Origin of the sequence: Streptomyces muensis (assembly GCF_021474425.1) — a bacterium.
Classification (GTDB): Bacteria; Actinomycetota; Actinomycetes; order Streptomycetales; family Streptomycetaceae; genus Streptomyces; species Streptomyces muensis.
This window is the reverse complement of sequence record NZ_JAKEIP010000014.1, coordinates 14,202-40,620: the sequence shown is the minus strand read 5'-3', so window position 1 is coordinate 40,620 and position 26,419 is coordinate 14,202. Positions and strand designations below refer to the sequence as shown.

Genomic DNA, 26,419 nt, shown 5'->3' with positions numbered 1-26,419 from the left:
AACCTCGCGGTATGACGACCGAAGTGAAGCAAAGCCCCCGGGAGCGACTACTGGAGGCGGCGGCCACGCTCACCTATCGGGACGGCGTCAGCATCGGCGTCGAAGCACTGTGCAAGGCGGCGGGCGTGTCCAAGCGCTCCATGTACCAGCTGTTCGAGAGCAAGGACGAGCTCCTGGCAGCGAGCCTGAAGGAGCGCACCTCCGCCTATGTGGCGACCCTCCTGCCCACGGCGGACGACGGTCGGTCACCCCGCGAGCGGATCCTGCACGTCTTCGAGCAGGTGGAATCGCAGGCAGGGGCGCCCGAGTTCCGAGGTTGCCCGTTTCTGGCCGTGCAGATCGAGCTCAAGGACCAGAGCCACCCCGCGAGCCAGGTCGCCCATGAGGTCAAGGCGAATCTGACAGCCTTCTTCCGCGCCGAGGCCGAACAGGGCGGGGCGGGCGATCCGGATCTGCTGGCCCGGCAGCTCAGCCTGGTCTTCGACGGCGCGAGCGCCCGCGCGGGGATTCAGGCCGACAACCTGACCGGGCTCGTCGCGCCCACCGTGACCACCCTGCTCGACACGGCAGGCGTGCGCTGACGCCTCCGCGTCCGGAACACCCCCACTCACCGCCCGGCGGCCGAGGGAAGCCCGATGGCCGCGAGCGTGTTGCCGAGCATGCCGCAGGCGAAGAAGCCTGCGGTGCTGTCGGCATCAGCGCCCAGCGACTGGTGCACGGTCTCCCAGACCCTCATCCAGCCGGCCCGGACGACCTCACCGATCAGCTCATCGCCCTGCGCCTCGGCGGCCGCCTACGCCGCCTCCAAGCACGCGATCGAGGGCTACACCGAGTCCCTGGACCACGAGGTCCGCGACCACGGCGTCCGGGCCCTCATCGTCGAACCCGCCTACACCCGGACCGGGTTCGAGGCCAACAGCGCCAAGCCCGACATCCCCCTGCACGCGTACGCGAAGCAGCGGCAGGCCGTCGACCGTGTGATGGCGGAGGCGGTCAGGGACGGCGACGCCCCGGCCGTCGTCGCCAAGGCGATCGTCGCGGCGGCGACCGACAGGAAGCCGAAGCCGCGCTACACGGCCGGCCCCCTGGCCGGACGCGCCCGCGTACTGCGCCGCCTGGCTCCCGCCGGGGTCTTCGACAAGCAGATCCGCAGGATGAACCGGCTGGCCGGCTGACGAACACGGACGCCCGCCGAAGGCCGTGCGCTGGGCCTTGGAGAACCACCCGCGCATCCGGAAGCCGGCGGCCGCCTGAGCCGCCGGCGTCCCCCGCACTGTCATGTCCGCCGGACGGGCACGTTGACATCGTCGATGTTGATGTGGCCCCAGCCGCCCGCCGCCTCGTCGACGACCTCGACGTAGATCCGTTCCCCGATGTGGGCCGCGAGGTCGAAGACGACGCGGCGGTACTGCTCCGTGCCGCGACCGGTCTCCTTGGCGAGTACCTTGCCGTCGCCGGCGCGGACGACGGCGGCGTAGAGACGGTCGGGGTCGTTGCCGCCCGAGACGAGCAGGTCGACGACGCCGTCTCCGCCGAGGACGACGGTGGCGGAACGGAGTACGCCGGTGGCGGCGTCGCCGCCCGCGTCCGGGTTGAAGCCCCACAGGTGGTGGCCGGTCGGGTCGGCGGGGGTCTCGGACTGGTAGAACGGGCCGCCCCAGCCCCAGTCGGTGCGGGTGGTCACGTTGGCGTCGCTGAAGGTGGTGCCGGAGACGACGGTCCAGCCCGTGAGGTCGCCGGTGGCGAAGTCGTGGTTGGGGAGGGCGTCGACGTCCGTGGGGCGTGGCGGGTCGTAGGCGGCGGGGGCGACGGCGGTGTCGTAGGCGCCGTTCATGCGCCAGACGTCCAGGGAGACGATCTGCGCGGCGCCTCCCTCGGCGGTCAGGCGCAGGCCGGTGGCGTCCTCGCGGGTGGGGTAGGTGCGGCTGGTGAGGCTGTTAGTGCCGTTGACGTACGCCTCCAGCATCGAGTGGTCGAGCAGCACCCTCAACTTCAGCTGTCCGCCGTCAAGTTCGACCGTCCCGGCGTGGACGCCTTTGCGTACGTCCGGGTCGAGGCTGGAGCGGCCGCGGTCGAGGGAGAAGCGGTGCTCGGTCGTGTCGTAGGAGAGCAGGGTCTGTTCGCTGCCGTCGGCGCTCGCCCGGACGGCCAGGGTGATGGTGGTGGCGTCGCGCGGGTCGATGACGGCCTCGATGTCGAGCATGTCGCCGGAGACGTCGGCGAGCCGGCGGTCGGCTTCCTCGACGGAGGTCTGCCGGATCCGGGCGAGCTGCTTGCCGCGCAGACGGGCCGCCTCGGCGATGGGTTCGACGCCGAGGGTGCCGTCCGGGCGGAGCCAGACGCTGACGGGCATGCCGGCGTTGTGCGCCCAGCCGGACTGGGCGTGCTGCTGTTCGCTGCGGCGGTCCTGGGTGATGCTGAAGAGGACGGAGCGGCCGTCGGGGGTGACGAAGCCGGACGGGCCGGTGAAGTGCTCGCCGAAGTCGAACTCGCGGGGCTTGTCGTGGTCGGGCGTGAAGCGGCAGGTGTCCTTGTCGAAGGTGCCGATCCAGTAGTAGGTGTGCTTGACGGCGTTCGGGTGGAACGCCTCCCACCACGGGCTGACCAGCAGGATGTGCTTGCCGGTGCGGCTGCCCTTTGGGCCGGGCAGGGGGAGGAGGACGGGCAGCTCCCACGCCTCTCCGGGTTCGGGGACGGTGGCGAGGTCGTTGTGGTGCAGGGGGCCTCGGTACGTCCACGGCCCCTCGGGGCGGCGGGCGGTGTGGACGAGTGCGGTGCCGCCGTACTTCCTGGTGACCTGGGTGCCGTCGTAGTCGACGATGCCGCTGCCGACGAGTTGGTACCAGGTGCCGTCCTCCTCCCAGACGAACGGGTCGCGGAAGTTCTCCGCCCATGCCGTGCCGGGGCCGGCCGGGAGCCCGGCCGGGGCTTCGGTGACCGGCCCCGACTTCATCGTCCAGGTGGGCAGGTCCGTGTCCCGGTCGGCTTGGTAGGACGACACGGCCATGCCGGTGCGCTGGCGGTAGGGGAGGCGGTCGTCGCCGCCGGTGAAGAAGAGCACCGGCCCTCGGTCGCCGTCGACGTACGCCGAACCCGACCAGCAGCCGTCCGGCCCGACCGAGTCGGCGGCGGGCGCGAGGGCCATGGGCAGGTCCCGCCAGTGCACCATGTCGGTGCTGACCGCGTGCCCCCAGTGGATCTGGCCCCAGTACGGGCCGAGCGGGTCGTGCTGGTAGAAGATGTGGTACTTGCCCTTGAAGTACACGGGCGCGTGCGGCTCGTTCATCCAGTGCCAGGGCGGCAGCATGTGGAACTGGGGGCGGTGCCGGTCGCCGTCGAGACGGGCCCCGTCCAGGGTCGTGTCCGGGCGGGGCACACGATTGCCGGGGAGTGCCGCGAGTCGCTCGGCGTGCTCGCGCCGCGCCGTCTCGTCGTCCAGGGTTCCCGGGCGGATGACGAGGCTGTCCATCAGGCCCATGTACATGTTGGCGTGGAACTCGCCGTTGAGCACTGTGGGGCGGTTGTGTCGGCCGATCAACAGCGGCTCTTTCGCGGCCAGTTGGGGCGCCTCGTCCGGAGTCGTGGCGGTGCCGATGGGCCGGCCGTCGCGGTAGAGGCGCAGTTGCCGGGCGGCCGGGTCGTAGGTGGCGGCGACGTGGGTCCAGCGGCCCTTGGCGGCGGGCTGGTCGGCGGCTCCCCTGACCTCGACGAGGTCGGTGCCGAAGCCGAGTTGGAAGACGATCTGCCCGAAACGGCGCAGGCCGAGCAGGAAGCCGGTCCTCGTGTCCGGGTCGTGCTGGTTGACCAGGGCCTGGGGCTTGCCGTCGATGCCGTGCTCGTAGGCGTACGGGGCGATCCAGGTGTCGACGGTGACTCCCCCGCCGGCGTCGAGCTCGCCGGGGCCGTCGGCGGTGACGAAGGTGGAGTAGCCGTCGAAGTACAGCGCCCTGCCGCTCACGCCGCGGCGCCGCACGGGATCGCTGTCGGGCTTGTAGCGGGCGTCGGCGAAGACATACGCGACGGGGTCGTCGGATCCGGAGACGGCCTCGCGGGTGACGGTGCCGGTGCGCTCGTCGAAGTCCCAGCGGGCGGTGGGGCTTTGCGGACCGCGCGGTTCGCCGGCGGCCGTGGCGGTGGGAGCGAACGAGAGCGGTACGACGGCGCCGCCGATGGCGGCGGACACGACAGTGAGGGCTGTTCTTCTCCTCATGGCTGACTCCTGGGTGCTGCGCGGCAGGGCCGGACGGCATGCCAAATCGGTTTAACCGGATGGCTCGGCATCGTTCGCGCGCCGCTCCTGCTAACGCAAGAGCTAATGCATGCCGTTTTACTTCGGCGTCACGCAAAGGCCCCGCAAAACGGCTCATATAGTCACCGTTTCCCATTCGATATAGCCGGAGTGTTGACATCAGGCCACGCGCGGCCCACTCTCGTCGCAACTTGCTAATCCGATTTAACAACGGAGCTGAGCCGCTGATGTCCGAACGCCGCGTGACCATGGCCGACGTCGCCCGCAGGGCGGGCGTCTCGCCGACGACCGCGTCGTTCGCCCTGTCCGGCCGCACCGACATGCGCATCTCCGACGCCTCCCGGAAGAAGGTGCTGGAGGCCGCCCGGGAGCTGGGCTACCGCCCCAACGTGACCGCTCGCAGCCTGCGCACCAAGTCCACCCAGACCATCGGGTTCGTCTCCGACCGGATCACCACGACGCCCTTCGCGGGCGACGTGATCCGCGGCGCGATGGAGGCCGCCCGGGAGCGGGACAACCTGCTCTTCATCACGGAGGCGGGCGGCGACCGTGATGCCGAGTCGTCGCTGGTCCACGCGCTGCTGGACCGGCAGGTCGACGCGGTGATCTACGCGTCCATGTTCACCCGGTACGTCACTCCGCCCAAGGAGCTGTTCGGGCGCCGGGTCGTGCTGCTGAACTGCCTGGCCCCAGGCTTCGACGCGCCGTCCGTCGTGCCGGACGAGCTGGAGGCGGGCCGGGACGCGGCCCGCGCCCTGCTCGCCGCCGGTCACACCGAGGGCATCTGGGCGATCGGCGGCCACCAGGCCGTTCCGGCCACGCCCGAGGGGATCATCGCAGGCAACGAGCGGATGCGCGGTCTGGAGGAGGTCCTGCGGGAGGGCGGCGCGCGTCTGGACGGTGTCGTCGAGTGCGACTGGGACACGCGCGACGGCTTCCGGGAGGTGTCCGCGCTGCTCGCGGCGGGGCACCGGCCCCGGGCACTGGTGTGCCTGACCGACCGGGTGTCCATGGGCGCGTACCAGGCGCTCGGCGAGGCGGGTCTGTCGGTGCCGGGCGATGTGTCGGTGGTCTCCTTCGACGACCAGGACATCGCGGCCGTCCTGCGCCCTGCGCTCACCACGCTGAAGCTGCCGCATCACCAGCTCGGCCGCCTTGCCGTGGAGCTGATCCTCCGCAGGGGGCCGCTCGAAGCGGTCGTACACCGTGTGCCCATGCCGCTGCGGGAGCGTGCCTCCATCGGTGCACCCGCCGCGGGCTGAGGCGGCACACCCGAAGACGGCTGTCCCGCCGCCCGGACGCGACCCGGGCGGCGGGACGACCACCAAGAACAGCGACCGTGGCAACCGGTCGCCAGGGCGGGTCCGGCAAGACCCGTCTCAGTGAGATGGAGGAACCTCGTGGTGTTCAGAACCAGGCGCCTCGCGGGTGCGAGTGTAGCCGCCCTCGCGGCGACCGCACTGGTCGCCGGATGCGCGACCGGAAGCGGCAGCGGCTCGTCCGGAGCCGACGGCGACACGCTCACCCTGTGGACGCACAACGCCGGCAACTCGGCCGAGCTGGACGTCGTCAAGAAGATCATCAAGGACTTCAACGGCTCCCAGAGCACGTACGAGGTCAAGCTCCAGGCGTTCCCGCAGAGCGACTACAACAACTCCGTCGTGGCCGCCGCCTCGGCCCGCAAGCTGCCCTGTCTGCTCGATGTGGACGGCCCCAACGTGGCCAACTGGGCCTGGGGCGGCTACCTCGCCCCCATCGACGTCTCCGGCGCCGAGGTGCCGCTGTCCGACCAGCTGCCCAGCACCGTCGGCCGCTACAAGGACAAGGTCTACGGGTTCGGCTTCTACGACGTCTCGCTGGCCTTCTTCGCCCGCAAGTCGGTGCTGAACGACAACGGCATCCGCATACCGAGCATCGACAAGCCGTGGACGAAGGACGAGTTCGACGCGGCGCTGGCCAAGCTGAAGAAGAGCGGGAAGTTCCAGTACCCGCTGGAGATGGGCACCGGCGGCAGCGGTGAGTGGTGGTCGTACGCCTACTCCCCGCAGCTGCAGGGCTTCGGCGGCGACCTGATCGACCGCGACGGCTACAAGTCCGCCTCGGGCACGCTCGACGGCGAGAAGTCCGTGGAGTGGGCGACCTGGTTCCGCTCCCTGGTGTCCAAGGGCTACATGGCGAAGAAGTCCGGCGCCGACCCCAACAAGGACTTCCTGGCCGGCAAGAGCGCCATCCAGTGGGACGGCAGCTGGAACGCGGCCAAGAACGCCGAGAAGCTCGGCGACGACCTGGCGATCATCCCGCCGGTCGACTTCGGCGACGGACCCAAGATCGGCGGTGCGTCCTGGCAGTGGGCGATGAGCTCCAGCTGTTCCAACAAGGACGGGGCGCAGGCGTGGCTGAAGTTCTCCCGCCAGACGAAGTACTTCGTCGATTACGCCAAGGCCACCGGCACCCTTCCCGGCACGGAGGCCGCCGCCAAGCAGGTCGACGGCTACCAGCCGGGCGGGAAGTTCAGCGAACTCGTCGAGTACGCCCGGAAGTTCGCGGTGGTGCGCCCGGTGACCCCGGCCTACCCCTACATCTCCACCGAGTTCGAGAAGGCGGCGCAGGACGTCCTCGCCGGGGCCGACCCGAAGACCGCGCTCGGCCAGGCCGCGAAGGACATCGACAACAACCTCAGGACGAACGACAACTACGCCGGCTGACCCACCCCGGTCCGGTTCGGGCCCCGCCTGTGCTCTCCCCGCGCGCCCGAACCGGACCGGCTTCCCCTGGAGCCACCGTGACCACCATGATCGCAGCCCTCGGCCGGCTGCGTCCGGTCCGGCGAACCCGAACGACCAACGCCCGCCGCCGTGAGGGGCTCACCGCCCTCGGCATGGCCACCCCGGCCGTCGTGCTGCTGATCGTCTTCCTCGTCGTACCGGTCGCCCTCGCCTTCGCCCTCGCGTTCACCGACGCGAGGCTCATCTCGCCCACCCCGGCCCGCTTCGTGGGCCTTCGCAACTTCACCCGGCTCTTCGAAGACCCGGTCTTCTACAAGTCCCTGCGCAACACGGCCTACTTCGCCGCCGTCGTCGTCCCCCTCCAGGCCGGGCTCGCCCTGGTGCTGGCGCTGCTGGTCAACGCCAAGGTGCGCGGCGTCAATTTCTTCCGCACCGTCTACTTCCTGCCGGTCGTCACCTCGATGGTCGTGGTGTCCCTGCTGTGGACCTTCCTCTACCGGCAGGACGGCCTGGTCAACCGCGTCCTCTCGGCGCTCACCCTCGGCCACGTCGACGGCCCGGACTGGCTCGGCGACCCGGCCACCGCGATGCCCGCCGTCATCCTGATGTCGGTGTGGCAGGGCGTCGGCTTCCACATGATCATCTGGCTGGCCGGGCTCCAGACCATCCCCGCCGAGCTGTACGAGGCCGCCGACCTGGACGGCGCCACCCGCTGGCACCGGTTCCGCCATGTCACCTGGCCCGGCCTGCGCGAAACCCGCACCTTCGTGCTGGTCACCATCACCATCGCGGCGTTCAGCCTGTTCACCCAGATCCGGGTGATGACGCAAGGCGGCCCGCTCGACTCCACCACCACCGTGGTCCACCAGGCCGTACACACCGGCTACGACCAGCAGCAGACCGCGTACGCCTCGGCGATCTCGCTCGTCTTCTTCGTGCTGGTGCTCGCCGTGTCCCTCGTCCAGCGTTTCCTGACCCGGGAGAAGGACTGACATGACCTCCTTCCTGCGGATTTTCGCCGGTCACGCCGGCCGCATCGTCCTTGCCCTGGTCTTCGCGCTCCCTCTGCTGTTCATGCTGGTCTCGTCGTTCAAGCCGGACGACCAGATCTTCGGCGACCTCGGCTCCCCGCGCGCCTTCCTCCCCGTCGGCGCCCTGTCGCTCGACAACTACACCGGCGTCTTCGAGCGCGTCCCCGCGGCACGGTTCCTGCTGAACTCCGTGCTGATCTCCTCGATCACCGTGGTGCTCGGCATCGTCGTCAACAGCCTGGCCGCGTTCGCCCTGTCCCGGATGCGCTGGCCCGGCCGCAAGGCCGTCCTCACCGCGGTCATCGCCACGCTCATCGTGCCGTTCGAGACCTTCGCGCTGCCGCTGGTGTGGTGGGTCAACCAGCTGCCGCTGCTCCGTGTCAACGGCTTCCACCTGGAGTGGACGACCGGCTGGATGGACACCTACCAGGTGCAGATCGTGCCGTTCGTCGCGAACGCCTTCTCGATCTTCTTCTTCCACCAGTACTTCCAGAGCATCCCCAAGGAGATCGACGAGGCGGCCATCGTGGACGGCGCCGGCTGGTTCACCATCTACCGCCGCATCGTCATGCCGCTGTCGGGACCGGCCGTCGCCACCGTCGCGATCCTGACCTTCCTGCCCGCCTGGAACTCCTACCTCTGGCCGCTCATGGTCGTCCAGAGCGAGGAGCTGCGGCCGGTGATGGTCGGCATCTCCTACTTCTTCCAACTCAACGTCGGCTGGGGCCAGATCATGGCGTACTCCTCCATGATCACCGTGCCGATCCTGGCCCTGTTCGTGGCCTTCCAGCGCTCGTTCGTCAACAGCATCGCCTCCACCGGCGTCAAGGGCTGACCGCGCTCCTCGACTCCCCCACCCGAAAGGACCCCTGCGTGTCCGTCCTGCCCGCAGACCCCCACCTGCCCGTCGCGCACCTGCGCCCGCCCCGCAACTGGATCAACGACCCCAACGGACTGGCCTTCCACGACGGCCACTACCACGTGTGCTTCCAGTACAACCCGTACGGACCCGAGCACGCGCACATGCACTGGGGCCACTTCCGCAGCCCCGACCTGATCGACTGGGAGGAACTGCCCGTCGCCCTGACGCCCACGCCGGGCGGCGAGGACGCCGACGGCTGCTTCTCCGGCAACGCCGTCTCCCACGGCGACCGCCTGATCGCCTTCTACTCCGCCTATCGCACCGACCGCTGGGCACAGCCCGTCACCACGGCCGAGTCCCGGGACGACGGTGTCACCTGGACACCGCGCGGCAGCCTGCTCATCCCCGACCTGCCCGACGGCGCGACGATGTACCGCGATCCGTACGTGTGGCGTGAGGCGGGCCGCTGGCGCATGCTGGTCGGCGCCGCCCTGGCGGACGGCCGGGCCGCTGCGCTGCTCTACGAGTCCGACGACCTCGAACGGTGGGAGTACCGGGGGCCGTTCCTGGCCGGGGCGCCGCGGACGGTGGCACCGGACGGCGACACCGGGCTGGGTTGGGAGTGCCCGCAGTACCTGCACGCGAACGGACGCGGCGCGCTGCTCGTCGGCGCCTGGGACCCGGAACTCGGACCCCGCCGCACCGTGGCCTTCCCCGGCCGCGAGCAGGACGGCCGCTTCCTCGCCGACACCCCCGCCCTGCTCGACCACGGCCCGGACTTCTACGCCCCGGCGCTGCTGTCCGCCCCCGACGGACGGTGGCTGCTGTGGGGCTGGGCCTGGGAGGCCCGCGACCCCGAGTGGGTGCGCGAGGCGGGCTGGTCCGGGCTGCTGACCTTCCCGCGCGAGGTGACCCTCGCCGAGGACGGCTCCGTACGCCAGCGCCCTGCGGCGGAACTCCTCGCGCTGCGCGACGAGCGCGCGGTGACCGCCACGGGCGAGACCAGCGGCACCGCCGTACTGGGCACGGTGGGCCCGAGCTTCGATCTCACGGCCCGCCTGGAACCCCGCACCGCGACCTCGGCGACCGGGCTACGGCTGGTCACCTCGGCGGACGGCACCGAGTACCTGGACATCCGGATCGACCCCGAGGCCGGCGAACTCGTCGTCGACCGGGATCACTCCTCCCTCGACCCGCGCGCCCACGGCGGCACGTTCCGCGTCCCCTGCCCCGAGGCGAAGGCCGCGGCCGGTGCCCCGGTCGAACTGCGCCTGGTGGTGGACCGCTCCGTCGCCGAGCTCTACCTGCCATCGGGGCAGACCCTGACCCTGCGGTTCTACCCCGTCGGCGGCACACCCTGGCGGATCGAGGCCCGCTCCGGAGGCGGCGGAAGCCTCCGCTACACGGTCGGGGCCTGGAACCTGCGTCCGTACACCATGCGGCACGCGACCGGCACACCCGCCGAGTCCGCACCCTCGGATGTGGGTCTCGTCCGCCCCTGATCACGCCGTGGGGCCCGGGTCACTCGCCCGGGTCCCGTAGGAGTCCGGTCTGACCAGGTCGCATCGCGGGTGGAGGCGTGCTCTCCTGGAAGCATCCGCAGGGGAACACCGATGCGCCAGATCCGGATCTCCACCCTCGTATCCACCCGGTCGCCCGCTCCGACCGGAGCGGGCGGGAGACTGCTGCCGGCGCGGGAGCTCGCGGCCGCCTGGCTCCTGGTGGTGCTGATCGCGGTGCCCGCCTGGGTGCTGACGATAGGTCAGGCCCGGGACATGGGGGTCGAGCCCGGCACGATGGGGATGGCGCTGCCCCTGTTCCTGCTGCTCTGGGTGACGATGATGGCGGCCATGATGCTGCCGTCCATGGCGCCGGTGGCCATCACCTGGGTGCGGGGAATCGGCCGGCAGTCCTCCGGTTGGGCACGGACCGCCCGCACCGGGGCGTTCATGGGCGGATATCTGCTGGTCTGGGCGGCCTTCGGCCTGCTCGCGTACGCCGCTCTGGCCTTCACCGGCGACCTGGTGGAGGACCATCCCACCGCCGGACGCTGGATCGGCTCGATCGCCTTCCTGCTCGCGGGCCTGTACCAGCTCGGTCCCCTCAAGAACGTCTGTCTGCGGCACTGCCGCGACCCGCTGAGCCAGTTGGTGCGCTACGCGGGCTTCCGGCGACCGGCCCGCGATCTGCGGGTGGGGGTCCACCACGGCGCCTACTGCGTCGGCTGCTGCGCCGGGCTGATGGTCGTCCTCGTTCCGCTCGGCGTGATGAACGTGGCGGCGATGGCCGGACTGGCCCTTGTGATCCTCGTGGAGAAGCTGTGGTCCCGCGGGCCGCTGCTCGCCCGCGCCGTGGGGGTCGTCTTCCTCGTCCTGGCCGTGCTCGCACCGTTCCAGGACTGGCTGCTGCCGGGGCTGCAGGGCTCGATGCCGTCGATGGACGGTATGTGATCCGCCCGTGCGGCCGCGTTCCGTGGACGCGCGCGGACGGGGATCACGGGGACGGGTTCCCCGCGTGCGAGGTGAGGTGCAAGCTGGAGGTGAGGCCACTCTCCCGATCCCGGGAGCGGGCTCGGGACACGCGGTCTCGCCACTCCGAGTGAGCCCTTCGGGCTCGTCAGGAGGGAAGCGAGATGACAGAACAGGCCACCACCGGTACACGCTGGCACCTGGCCGGTGACTGGTTCGATGTGTGCAAGTGCGCCATACCGTGTCCCTGCACGTTCGCGCAGCCTCCGACCTACGGCGACTGCGAAGGCGTACTGGTCTGGCACATCCGGGACGGCAACTTCGGTGACGTACGGCTCGACGATCTCAACGTCCTGATGCTCGGCTCCTTCGAGGGCAACCCGTGGGCCGGCACCCACACCGAACCGTACGCGGCGGTCTTCCTCGACGAACGGGCCGACGACCGGCAGCGGGCCGCGCTCGGGGCCGTCTTCGGCGGTGAGGCGGGCGGATGGCCGGCGCAGTTCGGGGAGATGTTCCACCCGGAGATGCGCGGCATGGACGTCGCCCCCGTCCACGTGGAGATCGACGAGGACCTCGCGACCTGGCGGGCCGAGGTTCCGGGGCGGGTCACCGCGACCGCCGAGGCCCTCACCGGCCCGACCACCCCGGACGGCGCGCGCGTCCAGGTCCACAACGCCCCGGGCGCCGAGGTCGGGCCGGGCCAGGTCGCCACATGGGGTCGGGCCACCCTGGACCGCGCCGACGCCTTCGGCTTCTCCTGGGAGCGCTCCGGCAGGTCGAGCAAGTACTTCCCCTTCGACTGGAGCGGCCCCGACTGACAGGTCACGACCGTCCTGAAGCCACGTTCTACTATGGCGCTGCGTACTGCGGTGGCAAAGGAGCGGATCATGCGGCGCCTGGGGGACCTCGAAGCGGAGATCATGGACCGTCTCTGGCGGTGGCAGCGGCCGGCGACGGTGCGGGAGGTCGTCGACGACATCAACGAGGAGCGCCCGCTCGCGTACACCACCGTCATGACCGTGACGAACATCCTTTACAACAAGGGCTGGCTGCTACGCACCAAGCAGGGCCGGGCCTGGCTGTACACGCCGGTGCGCAGCCGTGAGGAGTACGCGGCGGCGCTCATGGAGGACGCGCTCGGCGCGAGCGAGGACCGCCCGGTGGCGCTGGCCCACTTCGTCCAGCAGATGGATCCCGACGAGATCAGCGCCCTGCGCGAGGCATTGCGCACGGTGGGACGGCGGGCCGAGTCGTGAACGCGGCGCCCGCGCTGCTCGGCTACGCGGCGGGAGTCGGTTTCCTCGCACCGCGGCTGCTGCTGCGCAGCGCCTGGCCGCATCGCGCACCGGCCCTGGCCGTGGCCGTCTGGCACGGGCTGACCGTGTCGTTCACCATCGCCGTCGCCCTGGCCGCGTACCACCTCGCCGCCCCTACCGAGCATCTGCACGCCGACCTGATCGCCGTTCTGCACTCCTGCGGTCTGACCACCGCGACGGCCACGACCGCCGCGCCCGATCCGACGGTCGCCGACCGCCTGGCGATCACTCTCCCGCTCTCCGTGGTGCTGCTCGTGCTGGGTTGCTTCGTCTTCGAAGTGCTCCGTGGCCGACGTACCCGCTCCCGCCACCGGGAGGTCCTGGACATGGTGGGGCGACGCTCACCCCACCTGTGCGCCACGGTCCTTGAACACGACCGGCCCGCCGCCTACTGCCTCCCCGGACACCAACCGCGTGTAGTGATCACCGCGGGCGCCCTGCGGCTGCTGTCCCCGGGACAGCTCGAAGCCGTACTCGAACACGAGCGTTCGCACATCGCGGGCCGCCACCATCTGGTCATGGCCGCCACGCAGGCGTTCGCCCGGGTCTTCCGACGGCTGCCGCTCGCCCGCCACGGCAAGGAGCAGACCTCCGTGCTCCTGGAGATGATCGCCGACGACCGGGCGCTGCGCCGTCGGTCCCGCGAGGAGCTGGCCACGGCCATGTACGAGATGGCGGCGGCCAAGGCGGCGCCCGTGGGCGCGTTCGCGGTGGGCGGTCCGAGCGCGGTGGTCCGGATGCGGCGGGTGCTCGCGCCTCAGCGGCGACCGCATGTCGCGCTCCGCGGGACGGTCGCCGCCGCGGCAGCGGTGGTGCCGGTGATTCCGCTGCTGTTCGGCTGCGTACCCACCCTCGGATAGCCGGACGAATCGCCCGCTCCACGGTCGGCGGATCCCCGGCTTCGCGGTCCCGCATTGCGACCTCATCTACGAATCTACTAAGTTGCTAGCGTCCTTGATCGAGGCCGGCGACACCGCGCGCGCAACCGCGCCATCGCCCGCGCGGGCACTACAGAGGAGTTGCCGCAGGATGGGAAACCACCGCCGACCCAAGCCGCCGACCCGTCCCCGGCTCGCCGTACTGGCGGCGTCGGCTGGGGCGTTCTCCCTGCTGTCGACCGCGCAGAGCCAGGCCGACCCGAAGCCCTCCATCGAGAAGGTGCGCGAGGAGGTCGAGGAGCTCTACCACGACTCGGAGGCCGCCACCGAGGAGTACAACAGCGCTCAGGGGAAGAAGGCTGACCTGCAGAAGGCCGCCAACGCGGCGCAGGAAAAGGTCGCCGCCCGGCAGGCCGAGATCAACGAGATACGCGCCGAGATGGGCCCGGTCGCCGCGTCGCAGTACCGGGACGGCGGCCTGGACCCGAGCGTGCGGCTCTTCCTGTCGGCCGACCCGGACGACTACCTGTCCCAGGCCGAGCTGTTGGACCGTACGAGCTCGCGCCGGACCACCCTGCTCCACAGCCTTCAGCAGAAGCAGCGGGAACTCGCCCAGACCCGCGCCGAGGCGCTGGAGAAGCTTGCGGCGGCCCGCGAGGCACAGGAGCGGATGAGCGAGAAGAAGCAGGAGATCCAGAGCAAGCTCCGCAAGGCCCAGAGGCTTCTGAACAGCCTCACTGCCGAGCAGCGCGCCGAACTCAGGGCCGCCGAGGCCGAGGCCGACCGGGCCGCCGGCAGCAGCGACAGCGCCGCCAGTTACAACGGCCCGGCGAGCGGCCGCGCCCGCACCGCGCTCGAATTCGCCTACGCGCAGCTCGGCAAGCCCTACGAGTGGGGCTCGACCGGCCCCGACTCCTACGACTGCTCCGGTCTGACCGGCGCGTCCTGGCGTGCCGCCGGCGTCGCACTGCCGCGGACGGTCAACGAGCAGTACAACGCCGGCCGGCAGGTCGCCCGCGCCGACCTCCAGCCGGGCGACATCATCTACTGGTACAACGACAGCCAGCACAACGGCCTCTACGTGGGCGACGGCAAGGCCATACACGCCCCGCGCACCGGCAAGAACATCGAGATCACCAACCTCGACTCCATGCCGTACTTCGCCGCCACACGGCCGTGAACGCCGGCGCTCAGTTCCGGTAGGCGACCAGCGCCATCATGCCGACCTCTGCGTGGTACGCGTTGTGGCAGTGCAGCATCCACCGGCCCGGGTTGTCGGCGTCGAAGACGACGGACAGCTTCCCCCTGGGCAGGACGATGGAGGTGTCCTTGCGCGGGCCGGTGTTCCCGAGCTGGTAGGTGTGGCCGTGCAGGTGCATCGGGTGCCACATCTCCGTGCCGTTGACGAAGTCCAGCCGGACCCGCTGCCCCTCCTCGATCGTGAGCGGACTCGCGGTCGGGTCGGCCATGTCGTAGGGCTTGCCGTTGATGGCCCAGTCGTACTTGTCCATGCCGCCGGTCAGCTCGACCCGGTGCACCCGGTCCACCTTCCTGGACGGCAGCCGGACGTCGTCGGCCGCGCGCAGCCGGGACGCCGTCAGGATCCTGCCGTCCAGTTCCTTCGGGCGGACGGTGGCCCTCGGCGCGCCGCCGGATGCCGTACGGACCAGTGCCATGCCGGTGGCGTCCTTGCCCTCGGCCAGCGCGACGAGCGGGAACACACCGTCGCCGAGGGTGACCAGGACGTCGTACCGCTCCCCCATGCCGATCAGCAGGGCGTCGACCTGCTGATGCTCGACGGGGAACCCGTCGGTGTGGGTGACGGTCATCCTGTGGCCCCCGAGCGCCACCCGGTACGCCGTGTCGCCGCCCGCGTTGACGAGACGCAGCCTGACCCGCTGACCGGGCTTGCCCCGATGGACGGCGGGGTCGGTGGGGACACGGCCGTTGACCAGGTGGTACGGGTACCTCACGTCGCCGGCGTCGCCGCAGAGCAGCTCGCTCTCGGCGCCCATCAGCATGAACTTCATCGACATGCCGTCCATGCCGCCCATGCCCTGCCGCAGCTCGGCGAGGACCTCGTCGGGGGTGCCGGTGACACCGTCGACCCAGTCGTCGAGGACGACGACCCATTCGTCGTCGTACGCCAGCGGTTCCTCGGGGTCCTCGACGATCAGCGGCGCGTACAGGCCCCGGTCGAGCTGGAGGCCGACGTGGGGGTGGAAGAAGTACGTGCCGGGGGCGTCGGTGACGAAGCGGTAGGTGAACTTGGCGCCCGCTCGGACGGACTGCTGGGTCACCGGGGGCACGCCGTCCATGTCGTTGCGCATGGCGAGGCCGTGCCAGTGGATGGACGTGGTGGTCCGGTTCGGCAGCTGGTTGGAGAGTTCGGCGGCCAGGGTGTCGCCGACGGACAGGCGGATCTCCTTGCCGGGGGCCTGGCCGCCGTAGGCCCAGCTCCTGGCCGTGACCCCGCCGCCGAGGTCGAGCACGGCCGGTGCCGCGGTCAGGGTCACGTTCCGCGTCCTGCCGGTGCTCCTCCGCTTCTTCTCGGTCGCTGCGACCGCCGAGCCGGAGGGATCGACCAGGACGGGTGTCGGGCTGGAGTCGCCGCTGCAGGCGGCGAGCGTGCCGGCGCCCGCGACGCCGAGCCCGGCGAGCAGGACGGAGCGGCGGTTGATGCTGTTCATGAGTGTCCTCGATCTCAGTGTGCGCATACGGGAGTTGGCGTGCTGGGACGGCTCCTCGGCGCGGAAAAGGGGCGCGAGGAAGCCGTTGGGCACGGCCTAGATGCGCAACTGGGAGAGGACAGACAGGTCCGGGGGCGCCCGGCCCACCGTCCCGGCGGCCGTCGCCCCGGAGGTGACCGCCTCGTGCGCGGCAGGATCCTGCGGCGCCGGGGACCGAGCGGGTGGCGCGAGCTTGACGACCTCAAGGCTGGCGGTCGAGCAGTGCTGCAGGGGCATGCCGTCGCAGGCCGGGCCATGAGCGCTGATCGCCGTCGACAGGGCGGCCGCGATCGGCTCTGCGGCACGTGCCGCGGCACTTTCGTGTCCGGCGGGCGTCATCACATGCGCGGCGGGCGAGGCGGCCGGGCCGACCGGCACCGCCGGCGACTCGTGATGAACCAGTACGGCGAATGCCGCGAGGAGAGCGATGAGGGCAGCACGCGCCCAAGCTCCCGGTCGTGTCATCACTTGCCTCTGCGTGATCGGTGAGTGTCCGGTCAGACGACTGGCCGCCAATATACCCGTAGGGGGTAAGCATGGGCTCAAGGAGAACTCCCTTCCGAACACTCCCTCCTGAACACCTCCCGACCTCCCTACGTACTAAGGACATCCGTAGACAGCGGCGCGGAGGGCAGTGAGCGGAGGGCAGTGATGGGAAGTCCGGCCTTGACCTGGACGCTGGCCTCGGTGGCCGCGCTCGTGGCCGTGCTGAGCGCGGCCCGGCTGGCCGCCGCCGACAGCAAAGAGGCCCGGTTCGCGGCCGGAGGCGATGTCGTCATGGCCGGTGGCATGGCCGCGATGTTCCTGCCGGCTACGGCGGCCGGTTTCGGGGACCACAGCCTGTGGTGGGTGACGGGCTTCACCGCCGTCGGGCTCGGCAGCGTGGCCCTGTCCGTACGTCAGGCTCGGCTGCACGGCTGGCGACAGGGCCGCCGCTGGACGCATCACGTGCTCGGCAGCGCCGCCATGGTCATCATGACGCTCGCCATGCCGGGCACCGACTCCGGTCCGGTCCTCGCGCTGGGCGGCCACTCGATGGCCGGCGTGAGTCACGGCCACGGGCACGGATCCGCCGGGGCGGCCGACGCCCACGGGATGACGGGGACGGCCGGGGGCGCGGAAGGCATGGACCACTCCTCGGGGATGACCGCCCACGACATGACGGCCGGGGCCACCGAGAGCGCCGCGGTGAGCGGTTCGGCCTCCGTCTGGCGGGGCGTTCTCGTCGCCCTGGCCGTGTACTTCCTGCTGTCGATCGTCGCCTCCGTGTGGGCGCGGGTCCGCGGCACCGACCGGCGCGCGGGTGTGGGCCGCGGTGCGGACAGGAGCCGTTGGGCACGGCGGCTGCTCGCCCTGCCCGACGCGGTCGTGGTGTTCGTCGCCTCCCTGGCCCTCTCCGTCTGGGACCGGGCCCGGCCGGGAGCGACCAGGCGCCATGCGGCAGGGGGCAACCGGAGCCGGCGCCGCCCGCCGGGCACGTCGCCGGGCGCGGCTCTGACGGCCCATATCGGCATGGGCGGCACGATGTGCGCCATGCTCGTCATGATGGCTGTCTGAGGAACCTTCCGAGGAGCGTTACGACCGCCCGTCGCGGTCCCTCCGGCGCACACCCGGGTCGCGGCGCCCGGACCGATCAGTGGCCGCCGCTCGACGTGACGGCCATCCGCTTCTCGAACGTCCGGCCGCCGTCCTTCGACTCGAACACCCCGGTCCGAGTGGCGGCCAGGACGTGCTCGGCGGCGACGGCCGTGAGTGCCTGTGGCCGGCCGCCCGGCACGGCGGAGACCTTCTTCCACGTGGTGCCGCCGTCCGTACTGCGGTGCAGGCCGCCGGAGGGGTCGATGCCGTAGAGAGCGTCCTTCGTGCTCCAGGAGAGGAAGGTCATCGCGGGCTTCTGCCCTGGGGCGAAGGTCTTCCCGCCGTCGCCGCTTCGGGCGACCCCCTCGGCCGTGGTGGCCAGGATGACGCCGGGGTCGGTGGGGCTGACCGCTATGTCGAGGGCTTCGAGCCGGGCCCCGTCCTTCCAGGAGACGCCGTCCTTGGTCGTGCGGACCAGGCCGTTGGTGGAGTCGTAGCCGTAGACCGTGCCGTGGGCGAAGTCCAGTGCGTGGAAGTCGGCCTCGCCGGACAGGGACAGCGACTTCCAGGTCCTGCCCGCGTCGGTGCTCCTGATGAGCCCCTTGTTGCCGCCGGAGGTCGGGTGACCGCTGGCGTAGAAGGTCTTGTCATCGGCCAGGGTGAAGCCCATGAAGTCGTCCTTGCTGTCGCCCACCAGCTCGGGCTTCCCGTCGGCGTCGGGGGTGTGGACGCCTTCGTGGGTGGCGACGTAGAGGCGCTGGTCGGCGGGGGCCAGGCCGAGACCGTGGATGTGGCTCACCGTCGTCCCGGCCGCGGAGCTGCCTGTCGTCGAGTCCGCGCTGTTTTCACTGCCTCCGCTGCCTCCGCCTTCGGAGCAGGCCGCCAGGGCGAGGGCGAGAGCCAGGGCAGTGGCCGCCAGGGCGGCAGGGCGCTTGTTCATGATTCCTCGGAGCGTGTGGGTGCGCCGGAGCGGCGTCGGCCGATCGCGGTCGTGGGCGCATGGGGAGGTGACCGCCCGGGCTCCGCGGGCGCGTGCCCGGGAGCCCTGGGCGGTCAGTGGGGGTGAGGTGGATCAGAGCCGGTCGAGGATCTTCTTGAACTTCTCGACCTCGGCGGACTGGGTCTTCACGACGTCGGCCGCGAGCTTCTTGGCCGCGGCGTCACGGCCGTTCTTCTGCTCGTCCTCCGCCATGGTGATCGCGCCCTCGTGGTGCTCGATCATCATCTCCGCGAACATCCGGTCGAACTCGGTGCCCTTGGCGGCCTGGAGCTTCTGCATGTCCTGCTCGGACATCATCCCGGGCATCCCGGACCCCTGGTCCGTTCCGTCCGACCCGTGATCCATTCCGCCGGACCCGTGGTCCATGCCGGGCATGCTCTCCTGGGCGGACTCCGGCTTGCCCCAGGCCTTCAGCCAGGACTTCATGGTCTGGATCTCGGGATCCTGGGCCTTCTCGATGTCCGCGACCAGGGTCTTGACCTCCGCGTCGGAGGCCCGGCCGTCCGCCAGCCGGGACATCTCCAGGGCCTGCTCGTGGTGCGGGATCATCATCTGCGCGAACGTGACGTCCGCGTCGTTGAAGGCGCCGGCCGCCGCGTCGTCCCCCGCCGTCGGGGTGGACGTGGCGGAGGCGGAGCTGCCGCTCCCGTGGTCCATGCCCTCCATGCCGTCCCCGCCGCAGGCGGCGAGCAGCAGCCCGCCTGCCGCGACGGTGCTCACGATGGCCATACGGCGACGAAGACGGCGCCGCGGGGCAGGGTGGTGGGCGGTGTTGTGGGCGGTCATGTGCGTGGTACCTCGCTTGATCGGTGCTGTCGGTGAATGGGGCGGTACACGCGGTGTGCGCGGGCATGACGGAGCCCGCGCCGCGGGTACGGCCTATATCCGCAGGACCGACAGCTGAGCGAGGAGAGGTCTGGGGGGTGGCGGGAGGGGAGGCAGCGCGGCCATCGCCCGGGCGAGCAGGGCCGTCAGCCGCTCCTTCCGGCGAGCCGCCGCACCCAGGAAGAGCCAGAGCAGCCATCCGGTGAGCACCGCCACGCACACGGACATCACGTCCATGGTGATCACGGGCTCGTCCACCGACGGCGCGGCCGGTGAAACCGCCTCATGGTCCGCCATGGCCGCAGCCTCGGCGGACGTTCGGGTGCCGTGAGTGCCGTGAGTGCCGGCAGCGCTCTCGGTCATGTCGCCCTGGTGCCCGCCGGCGACGGAATGCAGGGCGCCGTCCGCTCCCGAGCCGGACGAGTGCTCCGGATGCCCCATCGTGTGCATGGCGAACACACCGAACGTGAGCACGGCGACCAGCAGGAGGTACCCGAAGGCCCCGCCCACACGCATCCGCCTGCTCGCACTCGCCATGCCGACATACTACTAAGCCGCTTCTTAGAACGGCGGCCGGGCGGCTGCGTCCGGACGCTTTCCCAGGCGGCGTTCGCTACGACCAGAAGGCGTCGAACGCCCGCTGGTCGGCCCACAGCTCCCAGCCCTCGGTGATCCTTCCGTCGCTGATGTGGAACACGATGACGTAGTCCATGTCGAGCTTCTTTCCGTCGCGCGACGCCGTCGCATGCAGCAGGGCGACGGTGTGCGCGTCATTGGCCAGCACATCGTGGAGCTGCGGGCGGTAGGTGCCGCCGGACAACCGGAAATCGAGCACGAACGTGGCGAAGGTGGCGTCACGGCCCTGGAAGTCGCCCGCCAGCGGGGACCGGCCGGAGATGTGCCACCGCACGTCCGGGTGGAACACCTCCGCCAGAGCGTCCATGTCCCCTGCGGAGAAGGCGTCCATGGCGCGCCTGAACACGGCGATGTTGGCATGTTCGGTCATGGGAACCTCCTTGAGCCCGGCCCAAGAAGACGCAGAACGGACACCGTACGCGTACCCCTGCTCAGCAGCGATGACGCGCACCCTGCCGGTCACCGCGCGAGCGGACCGCTCAGCGCGTCCAGGACGGTGCCGCCGAGCAGCCCGAGCACGACGGAACCCGTGGCCGCTCCGTAGGCGACCGCGGCGGTCGTCCCCGATGTCGTACGGGAGGTGTCCGAGGGGCCGCGCGCGAGGAAGGCCGGGGCGATCCAGCGCAGGTAGTAGAAGAGGGAGGCCACCGTGTTGACGGCCGCGACGACCGCGAGCCATGCGTAGCCGCCGTCGAAGGCGGCGCTGAAGGCTTCCAGTTTGCCGAGGAAGACGGCGGTCGGCGGCGTGCCCACCAGGCCCAGCAGGCAGACGACTAGCGAGGCCAGGAGGGCCGGGTGCGTCCGGGCCAGGCCGCGGTAGTCGTCGATGGTGTGGGCGTCGGGGAGTGCGCAGACGACGGCGAAGGCTCCGAGGTTGGTCAGCGCGTACCCGGCCAGGTAGTACAGCAGGGCCTCCTGGTCGAGGTCGGTGCGGCCGGCGACGGCCACGGGCAGCAGGAGGTAGCCGACCTGGCTGATCGTGGAGTACGCGAGGAGCCGTTTGACGTCCTGCTGGAAGAAGGCGGCCAGGTTGCCCAACGTCATCGAGGCGACCGAGAGCACCGCCACCAGGTCGGCCCACGGCAGGCCGGCGTCCGCGAGCGGCACGGCGGCGAGCCGGTGGAACGCCGCCAGGGCGCCGATCTTGGGGACGGTGGTGAGGAAGGCGGCGACCGGCGCCGAGCTGCCCTGGACGGTGTCCGGCACCCAGAAGTGGCCGGGCACGGCGCCGGCCTTGAACAGGACCCCGGCGAGCAGGGCGAGCGTGCCGGCCGCGACGAGTCCCGGCGGCGCCTCGGCGAGTTCGGTGCGCAGCGTCGCGTACGACGTGGTCCGCCCGGCGGCGAGGAGGACGGTGACGCCGGCGAGCATCACGACGCCGAGCAGTGCGCCCACGACGTAGTACTTCAGTGCCGCCTCGGTGCCGGGGCCGTCCTTGCGGAACCCGGCGAGCGCGTAGGCGGGCACGCTGGCCAGCAGGTAACCGGCGGCGAGGAGGAGCAGGTCCTGGGCTCCGGCCATCATCAGGGCGCCCGCGGAGGCGAGTTGGAGCAGGACGTAGAACTCCGTCTCGCGCGGGTCGGCGTACAGGCGCGGCATGGCGAGCGCGAGGACGAGCAGCGTGGCGCCGAGGATGACGATCCGGCTGGTGGCGGTGAGCGTGTCCAGGGCGAAGGACTCACCGAAGGCCGTCTCCACGGGGCCGGCCGCGGCGACGGCGGCTGCCACGATCCCCGCGGCGCAGGCCACGAACGCCAGCGCTCCGGTCAGCCACTGCCGACGGCGCGGCAGCCACGCCCCGAGCAGCAGACCGAGCACGGCCGACGCGGCGAGCAGCACCTCGGGCAGGAGGTCGAGGGGGTTCTCGTTCATGCCGGTCATCTCGTTCATCGCGCCAGCAGCTCCAGCACGGTGCGCGAGGCGGGCTCGATGACGTCGAGGACGAACCGGGGGGCGAGGCCGAGGACGACGCCCAGGGCCAGCAGCGGGACGATCGCGAGTCCTTCGTGGAGACGGATGTCCGGGAACGGCCGGTCGGTGCCGGGCGCGGCGACCGGCAGCCGCAGCGGTCCGAGGAAGACCTGTTGCAGGGCGCGCAGGAACAGGCCGGCCGTGAGCAGGATCCCGAGCACGGCAAGGCCGGTCGCCACCGGCTGCGGGCCCAGGCTCCCGGTGAGGATCTGGAACTCGGCGATGAAGCCGGAGAACCCCGGCAGCCCCAGCGAGGCGAAGGCGGCGACGCCGGTCAGCGCGGCGAACACCGGCGCCCGCCCGGCCACACCGGAGTACGCGGACATCTCGTACGTGCGCCCCCGCTCGTACAGCACGCCGGACAGCAGGAACAGCGCACCGGTCAGCAGCCCGTGACTGACCATCTGGAAGACCGAGCCGGTGACGGCCAGGCGGCGGGCCTCCTCCTGGTCCGCGCCGACCGCCCCGGCCGCCCCGATGGCCAGGATGATGTAGCCCATGTGGTTGACGGAGGTGTAGGCGACCATCCGTTTGAAGTCGGTCTGGGCGAGGGCGACCAGCGCGCCGTAGAGCACGGAGACCACGCCGACGACGACGAGGACGAGGGCGTACTCGCGCCAGGCGTCGGGCAGCACGGGCATGGCGATGCGCAGGAAACCGTACGTCCCCATCTTCAGCAGCACCCCGGCCAGGATCGCCGACCCGGCGGCCGGGGCGTCCGTGTGCGCGGGCGGCAGCCAGGTGTGGAAGGGCACGGTCGGGGTCTTGACCGCCAGTCCGACGGCGATGGCGAGGAGGACGAGGGCGCCGTACGTCGCGCGTCCGGCCAGGGGGTCGGCGTCGGTCAGCTCGATGATGTCGAAGGTGTGCGGGTCGGCGGCCAGGTACAGGCCGATGAAGCCGAGCAGGAGGGCGAGGGAGCCGATGAAGGTGTAGAGGAAGAACTTCAGTGCCGCGCGGGCGGCGCCCTTGTGGCCCCACCCGGCGATGATGAAGTACATCGCCACGATGGACAGGTCGAAGAAGACGAAGAACAGGATCAGGTCGAGGGCGACGAACAGACCGAGGCAGGTGGTCTGCAGGAACAGGAACAGGGCCACGAACTCCCTGGGCCGACGGGTCTGGCGCCAGGCGTACGCGGCGCAGGCGAGGAACAGCACGCAGGTGACGGCCACCAGGGGCAGGGACAGGCCGTCGACTCCGACGTGGTAGCTGATGCCGGCGCTGGGGATCCAGCGGGCCCGCGTCTCGTACTGCATGCCGTCGCCCGCCCGGTATCCCGTCCAGACGATCACCGTCAGGACCAGTTCGGCGGCGGTGGTCGCCGCCCAGGCCGTCAGGAACAGCGTGCGGGGCGCGCCGCGCGGCACGCACAGCAGGAGGGCCGCCATGGCGGTGGGGAGCAGGACGAGGGCCGTGAGCACGGCGGTCACCTCACGAGGACGAGGACGACGGCGAGGACGGTGAAGGCGGCGACGGCCTGAGCGAGGTACTGGTGCAGTTGCCCGGTCTGCGGTCGTCGGGCCAGGCGGCCGAGCGCACGGGCGCCGTCCGCCACGCCTTCCACGGCGCCGTCGACGAGCCGCTCGGCCTGGGAGTCGGTCCACCGAGCCAGCCGGACCGAGCCGCGTGCGCCGCCCTCGACGGCACGGTCCAGTACCCGGTCGTCGAAGGCGGCGAGCGCGTCGGCGAGGCGCATGACCGGACGTACGAGGAGCGTGCGCGCGGCGGTCTCCAGACCGAGCCATTCCGCCGCCAGGGCGGTGAGCCGGCCGGGGAGGGCGAGGAGTTGCGGACCGCGGATCCAGATCACGGCGGAGACCGCGACCGCGAGGGCGCCTGACAGGACGAACTCCCATACGTACGGGCTGAGTTGCGCCTCGTCGCCGAGGACCCGCTCGACCGCGTCGCGCACGGGCGGGAAGGACGTGACCGTCAGGGCGGCGCAGGCGACGGCAAGGGTTACCAGCGGCAGCCGGGTCGCGTGCGGCATCGGCTCCTCGCGGTCGTCCGGTACGGGAGCGGGCTGCCAGACGAACCAGAGGGCCTTGGCGCTGTAGACGGCGGAGATCACCGCGCCGGCCAGCCCGACGACGTACAGCGCGGTGCTCTCCTCAAGGGCACCGGCGAGGAGCACGTCCTTCGCCGCCCACAGCGACAGGGGCGGGACTCCGGCCAGCGCCAGGGCCCCGACGGTGAAGGTGATCCCGGCCGTACGGTGCCGTCGGGCCGCACCGCGCAGGGCGGGCAGCGCCTTGGTGCCGAGGGTCGTCAGCCAGGCGCCCGCGACGAGGAAGGCCAGGCTCTTCGCGGCGGCATGGGCGATGAGTTGCAGGGTTCCGCCGGTGACCGTACCTGCCCCGGCGGCCAGCACCATGAAGCCGATCTGCGCGCAGGTCGAGGCGGCGAGCAGCTGCTTGAGATCGCTCTGCGCGACGGCGACCAGGCCGAGGACCACCGCCGTCACCGCGCCCGTCCACGCCACGACGGGCCCGCCCCAGCCGGACCCCGCGAGCAGCGGCTCCAGCCGTAGCAGCAGATACGCCCCGGCCACGACCATGGTCGCCGAGTGCAGCAGGGCGGAGACCGGGCTCGGGCCCTGCATGGCCCGGGACAGCCAGAAGCTGAACGGCAGTTGGGCCGACTTGCCGAACGCGGCCGCGATGACGCCGGCGGTGATGACCGCCGACCACGCGCCGGTGGCGTCCGGGAGTTCGTCGAGGGCGAGGGAGCCGGCCTGCCCGCTCGCCAGGGCCGCTCCGGCGGCGAGGTAGAGGCCGAGGTCGGCGGCGCGGGTGGTCAGGAAGGCCGTATTGGCGGCGTTCCCGCGCTCCGGGTCGCGCCACCAGTAGCCGATCAGGGCCCAGGAGGTGGCGCCCATCACCTCCCAGGCCATCAGCAGGACCGGCAGCGTGGTCGCGGTGACCGTCGTCAGCATCGCGCCGCTGAACAGCAGCATCAGCCCGAAGAAGCGGGCGCGTGCCTCGCCCGGTCCGATGTCGGCGACGCCGAAGAGGAGGACTGCCGCGGTCACCGCCGTGACGGTCACGACCATGAGGCCCGAGAGCCCGTCGACCGCGAGCCCGGCCGGGAGCCCTTCGAGCAGCGGCGCCTCGGCCCTCGGGTGCTCGAACGCCGCCGCGACGGCGAGGCCGAGGGCGGTTACGGCCGTTGCGACCGCGACCGTGGGGGCGTACCGGTCGGCCTGGCGGCCGGCGACCGCGAGCAGTGTCCCCACGGTCAGTGGCAGCGCGACGAGCGCCCACAACAGCGCGGTCACTCCTTCAACTCCGCCGCCATGTCGGTCATGTCGACCTCGCGGGACCGGAACAGCGCGGTGACGACGGCGAACCCGACGACCATCTCCACCGCCATGACCGTGACCGCGAGGACGACGAGCACCTGCCCGTCGGCGGCGGCCGGGGCGATGTAGTGCCAGACGGCCGCCGCGCCGACGATGACGCCGCCCAGCATCAGTTCCAGCCCCATCATCAGCATCACGATCGACTGCTGGGTGAGCGCGCCGAACAGACCGATGCTGAACAGGGCGGCGGCGAGCAGCAGGAACAGTTCAAGGCTCATCGGCCCGTCCCTCCTCGTACGGCGTCGTCGGGGGTCCGCGCCTTCAGGTCGTCGCCGAAGCGGTCGTAGCGGCCCCGACGGGTGGCCAGGACGACGGTCGCGACGATGGTGGCGAACAGGGCGAGCCCCAGGGCCATCATGGTGAGCATCTGAGGGCCCATCAGCGACAGGCCCAGGTCCATGGTCGGGTCGGCTGACGGCCTGCCGCGCCGGGACGGCCACGGGGCGAGCAGGACTCCCGCGGCGAGGACGGCGAAGACCGCCGCGCAGATCGCGGCCGCGCCCTTCTTGTTGTGGACCATGGTCATCGGCATGAGCCCGGCCGGGTTCATCATGTACATCACCATGAAGACGGCCATGATGGCCATCTCGATGGTCATCATCAGCACGATCACCACGCCGAGGTAGTCGAGCCCGAGCAGCAGCACCTCGCCGCCGACGCACAGCAGTGAGGTCAGCAGTGCGTACGTGGCCCGGGCCATGGAGTCGAACCGGAAGACCATGACTCCGGCGGCCACGGCGACCAGGGCAAGCACCCAGAAGATCACTTCGTCAGGCATGGCCT

The 26,419-nt window shown here is 71.2% G+C and carries 24 protein-coding genes and 1 pseudogene; 13 read left to right on the top strand and 12 right to left on the bottom strand.

Annotation, left to right across the window (positions count from 1 at the left end):
* The first annotated feature begins 11 nt into the window (after positions 1 to 11).
* A complete protein-coding gene (locus tag L0P92_RS06500; RefSeq protein ID WP_234761548.1) occupies positions 12 to 581 on the top strand; it encodes a TetR/AcrR family transcriptional regulator in 570 nt (189 codons plus the stop codon).
* 207 nt (positions 582 to 788) lie between these two features.
* Positions 789 to 1,175 (top strand): annotated as a pseudogene (locus L0P92_RS06490) (SDR family NAD(P)-dependent oxidoreductase); the annotation flags it as partial.
* A 101-nt stretch (positions 1,176 to 1,276) separates the two neighbouring features.
* Here L0P92_RS06490 and L0P92_RS06485 read toward each other — a convergent pair.
* Entirely contained in the window at positions 1,277 to 4,210 is a 2,934-nt protein-coding gene (locus L0P92_RS06485) for a glycoside hydrolase family 32 protein (RefSeq protein WP_234761547.1), read from the bottom strand.
* Between the two features lie 266 nt (positions 4,211 to 4,476).
* On the opposite strand from L0P92_RS06485, the gene L0P92_RS06480 reads away from it, so the two are divergent.
* The 10 genes from L0P92_RS06480 (at position 4,477) to L0P92_RS06435 (ending at position 14,713) form a co-directional block, all read left to right on the top strand.
* Complete coding sequence (locus tag L0P92_RS06480; RefSeq protein WP_234761546.1) at positions 4,477 to 5,511, top strand: LacI family DNA-binding transcriptional regulator; 1,035 nt, start codon at positions 4,477 to 4,479, stop codon at positions 5,509 to 5,511.
* Positions 5,512 to 5,649: 138 nt separating this feature from the next.
* The gene (locus tag L0P92_RS06475; RefSeq protein WP_234761545.1) at positions 5,650 to 6,954 is read left to right on the top strand and encodes an ABC transporter substrate-binding protein; all 1,305 of its coding nucleotides are present in this window, start codon (positions 5,650 to 5,652) and stop codon (positions 6,952 to 6,954) included.
* Between the two features lie 86 nt (positions 6,955 to 7,040).
* Positions 7,041 to 7,967 (top strand): carbohydrate ABC transporter permease, encoded by a 927-nt coding sequence (locus L0P92_RS06470; protein WP_234761591.1) that lies wholly within the window; start codon positions 7,041 to 7,043, stop codon positions 7,965 to 7,967.
* A 1-nt stretch (position 7,968) separates the two neighbouring features.
* Complete coding sequence (locus tag L0P92_RS06465) at positions 7,969 to 8,841, top strand: carbohydrate ABC transporter permease (protein WP_234761544.1); 873 nt, start codon at positions 7,969 to 7,971, stop codon at positions 8,839 to 8,841.
* Between the two features lie 38 nt (positions 8,842 to 8,879).
* Positions 8,880 to 10,370, top strand: coding sequence for a glycoside hydrolase family 32 protein (locus L0P92_RS06460; RefSeq protein ID WP_234761543.1), 1,491 nt, complete (start codon positions 8,880 to 8,882; stop codon positions 10,368 to 10,370).
* A gap of 111 nt (positions 10,371 to 10,481) precedes the next feature.
* Positions 10,482 to 11,318, top strand: a complete 837-nt coding sequence (locus L0P92_RS06455; RefSeq protein WP_234761542.1) for a DUF2182 domain-containing protein — start codon at positions 10,482 to 10,484, stop codon at positions 11,316 to 11,318.
* Between the two features lie 182 nt (positions 11,319 to 11,500).
* Positions 11,501 to 12,157, top strand: a complete 657-nt coding sequence (locus L0P92_RS06450; RefSeq protein WP_234761541.1) for a DUF1326 domain-containing protein — start codon at positions 11,501 to 11,503, stop codon at positions 12,155 to 12,157.
* Between the two features lie 69 nt (positions 12,158 to 12,226).
* Positions 12,227 to 12,595 carry a BlaI/MecI/CopY family transcriptional regulator gene (locus L0P92_RS06445; RefSeq protein ID WP_234761540.1) on the top strand — a complete coding sequence of 123 codons (369 nt, stop codon included), beginning with the start codon at positions 12,227 to 12,229 and terminating at the stop codon, positions 12,593 to 12,595.
* On the top strand, positions 12,592 to 13,515 hold the full coding sequence (locus tag L0P92_RS06440) for a M56 family metallopeptidase (RefSeq protein WP_234761539.1): 924 nt from the start codon (positions 12,592 to 12,594) through the stop codon (positions 13,513 to 13,515). The genes L0P92_RS06445 and L0P92_RS06440 overlap by 4 nt, the downstream gene beginning before the upstream one ends.
* 169 nt (positions 13,516 to 13,684) lie before the next feature.
* Positions 13,685 to 14,713 carry a C40 family peptidase gene (locus L0P92_RS06435; protein ID WP_234761538.1) on the top strand — a complete coding sequence of 343 codons (1,029 nt, stop codon included), beginning with the start codon at positions 13,685 to 13,687 and terminating at the stop codon, positions 14,711 to 14,713.
* Positions 14,714 to 14,723: 10 nt separating this feature from the next.
* On the opposite strand, the gene L0P92_RS06430 is transcribed toward L0P92_RS06435, so the two are convergent.
* Together L0P92_RS06430 and L0P92_RS06425 are read right to left on the bottom strand one after the other, a co-directional pair.
* Entirely contained in the window at positions 14,724 to 16,223 is a 1,500-nt protein-coding gene (locus L0P92_RS06430) for a multicopper oxidase family protein (protein ID WP_234761537.1), read from the bottom strand.
* Between the two features lie 96 nt (positions 16,224 to 16,319).
* A complete protein-coding gene (locus L0P92_RS06425) occupies positions 16,320 to 16,727 on the bottom strand; it encodes a hypothetical protein (RefSeq protein ID WP_234761536.1) in 408 nt (135 codons plus the stop codon).
* Between the two features lie 186 nt (positions 16,728 to 16,913).
* On the opposite strand from L0P92_RS06425, the gene L0P92_RS06420 reads away from it, so the two are divergent.
* Positions 16,914 to 17,819 carry a DUF5134 domain-containing protein gene (locus L0P92_RS06420; RefSeq protein ID WP_234761535.1) on the top strand — a complete coding sequence of 302 codons (906 nt, stop codon included), beginning with the start codon at positions 16,914 to 16,916 and terminating at the stop codon, positions 17,817 to 17,819.
* A gap of 76 nt (positions 17,820 to 17,895) precedes the next feature.
* Here the strand turns inward: L0P92_RS06420 and L0P92_RS06415 are convergent, their stop codons facing one another.
* The 9 genes from L0P92_RS06415 to L0P92_RS06375 all read right to left on the bottom strand — a co-directional run bounded on the left by L0P92_RS06415 (position 17,896) and on the right by L0P92_RS06375 (position 26,414).
* Positions 17,896 to 18,780 (bottom strand): F510_1955 family glycosylhydrolase, encoded by an 885-nt coding sequence (locus tag L0P92_RS06415; protein WP_234761534.1) that lies wholly within the window; start codon positions 18,778 to 18,780, stop codon positions 17,896 to 17,898.
* 132 nt (positions 18,781 to 18,912) lie between these two features.
* On the bottom strand, positions 18,913 to 19,626 hold the full coding sequence (locus L0P92_RS06410) for a DUF305 domain-containing protein (RefSeq protein WP_234761533.1): 714 nt from the start codon (positions 19,624 to 19,626) through the stop codon (positions 18,913 to 18,915).
* 93 nt (positions 19,627 to 19,719) lie between these two features.
* Positions 19,720 to 20,202: a hypothetical protein gene (locus tag L0P92_RS06405; RefSeq protein ID WP_234761532.1), complete on the bottom strand. Its 483-nt coding sequence runs from the start codon at positions 20,200 to 20,202 to the stop codon at positions 19,720 to 19,722.
* Between the two features lie 76 nt (positions 20,203 to 20,278).
* The gene (locus L0P92_RS06400) at positions 20,279 to 20,671 is read right to left on the bottom strand and encodes a nuclear transport factor 2 family protein (RefSeq protein ID WP_234761531.1); all 393 of its coding nucleotides are present in this window, start codon (positions 20,669 to 20,671) and stop codon (positions 20,279 to 20,281) included.
* A gap of 89 nt (positions 20,672 to 20,760) precedes the next feature.
* Positions 20,761 to 22,182, bottom strand: a complete 1,422-nt coding sequence (locus tag L0P92_RS06395) for an NADH-quinone oxidoreductase subunit N (protein ID WP_234761590.1) — start codon at positions 22,180 to 22,182, stop codon at positions 20,761 to 20,763.
* 5 nt (positions 22,183 to 22,187) lie between these two features.
* Positions 22,188 to 23,696, bottom strand: coding sequence for a complex I subunit 4 family protein (locus L0P92_RS06390; protein ID WP_234761589.1), 1,509 nt, complete (start codon positions 23,694 to 23,696; stop codon positions 22,188 to 22,190).
* 5 nt (positions 23,697 to 23,701) lie between these two features.
* Positions 23,702 to 25,552 (bottom strand): NADH-quinone oxidoreductase subunit 5 family protein, encoded by a 1,851-nt coding sequence (locus L0P92_RS06385; protein ID WP_234761530.1) that lies wholly within the window; start codon positions 25,550 to 25,552, stop codon positions 23,702 to 23,704.
* Positions 25,549 to 25,854, bottom strand: a complete 306-nt coding sequence (gene nuoK, locus L0P92_RS06380; protein WP_234761529.1) for an NADH-quinone oxidoreductase subunit NuoK — start codon at positions 25,852 to 25,854, stop codon at positions 25,549 to 25,551. The genes L0P92_RS06385 and nuoK overlap by 4 nt, the downstream gene beginning before the upstream one ends.
* On the bottom strand, positions 25,851 to 26,414 hold the full coding sequence (locus L0P92_RS06375) for an NADH-quinone oxidoreductase subunit J (RefSeq protein WP_234761528.1): 564 nt from the start codon (positions 26,412 to 26,414) through the stop codon (positions 25,851 to 25,853). The genes nuoK and L0P92_RS06375 overlap by 4 nt, the downstream gene beginning before the upstream one ends.
* Positions 26,415 to 26,419: the final 5 nt, after the last annotated feature.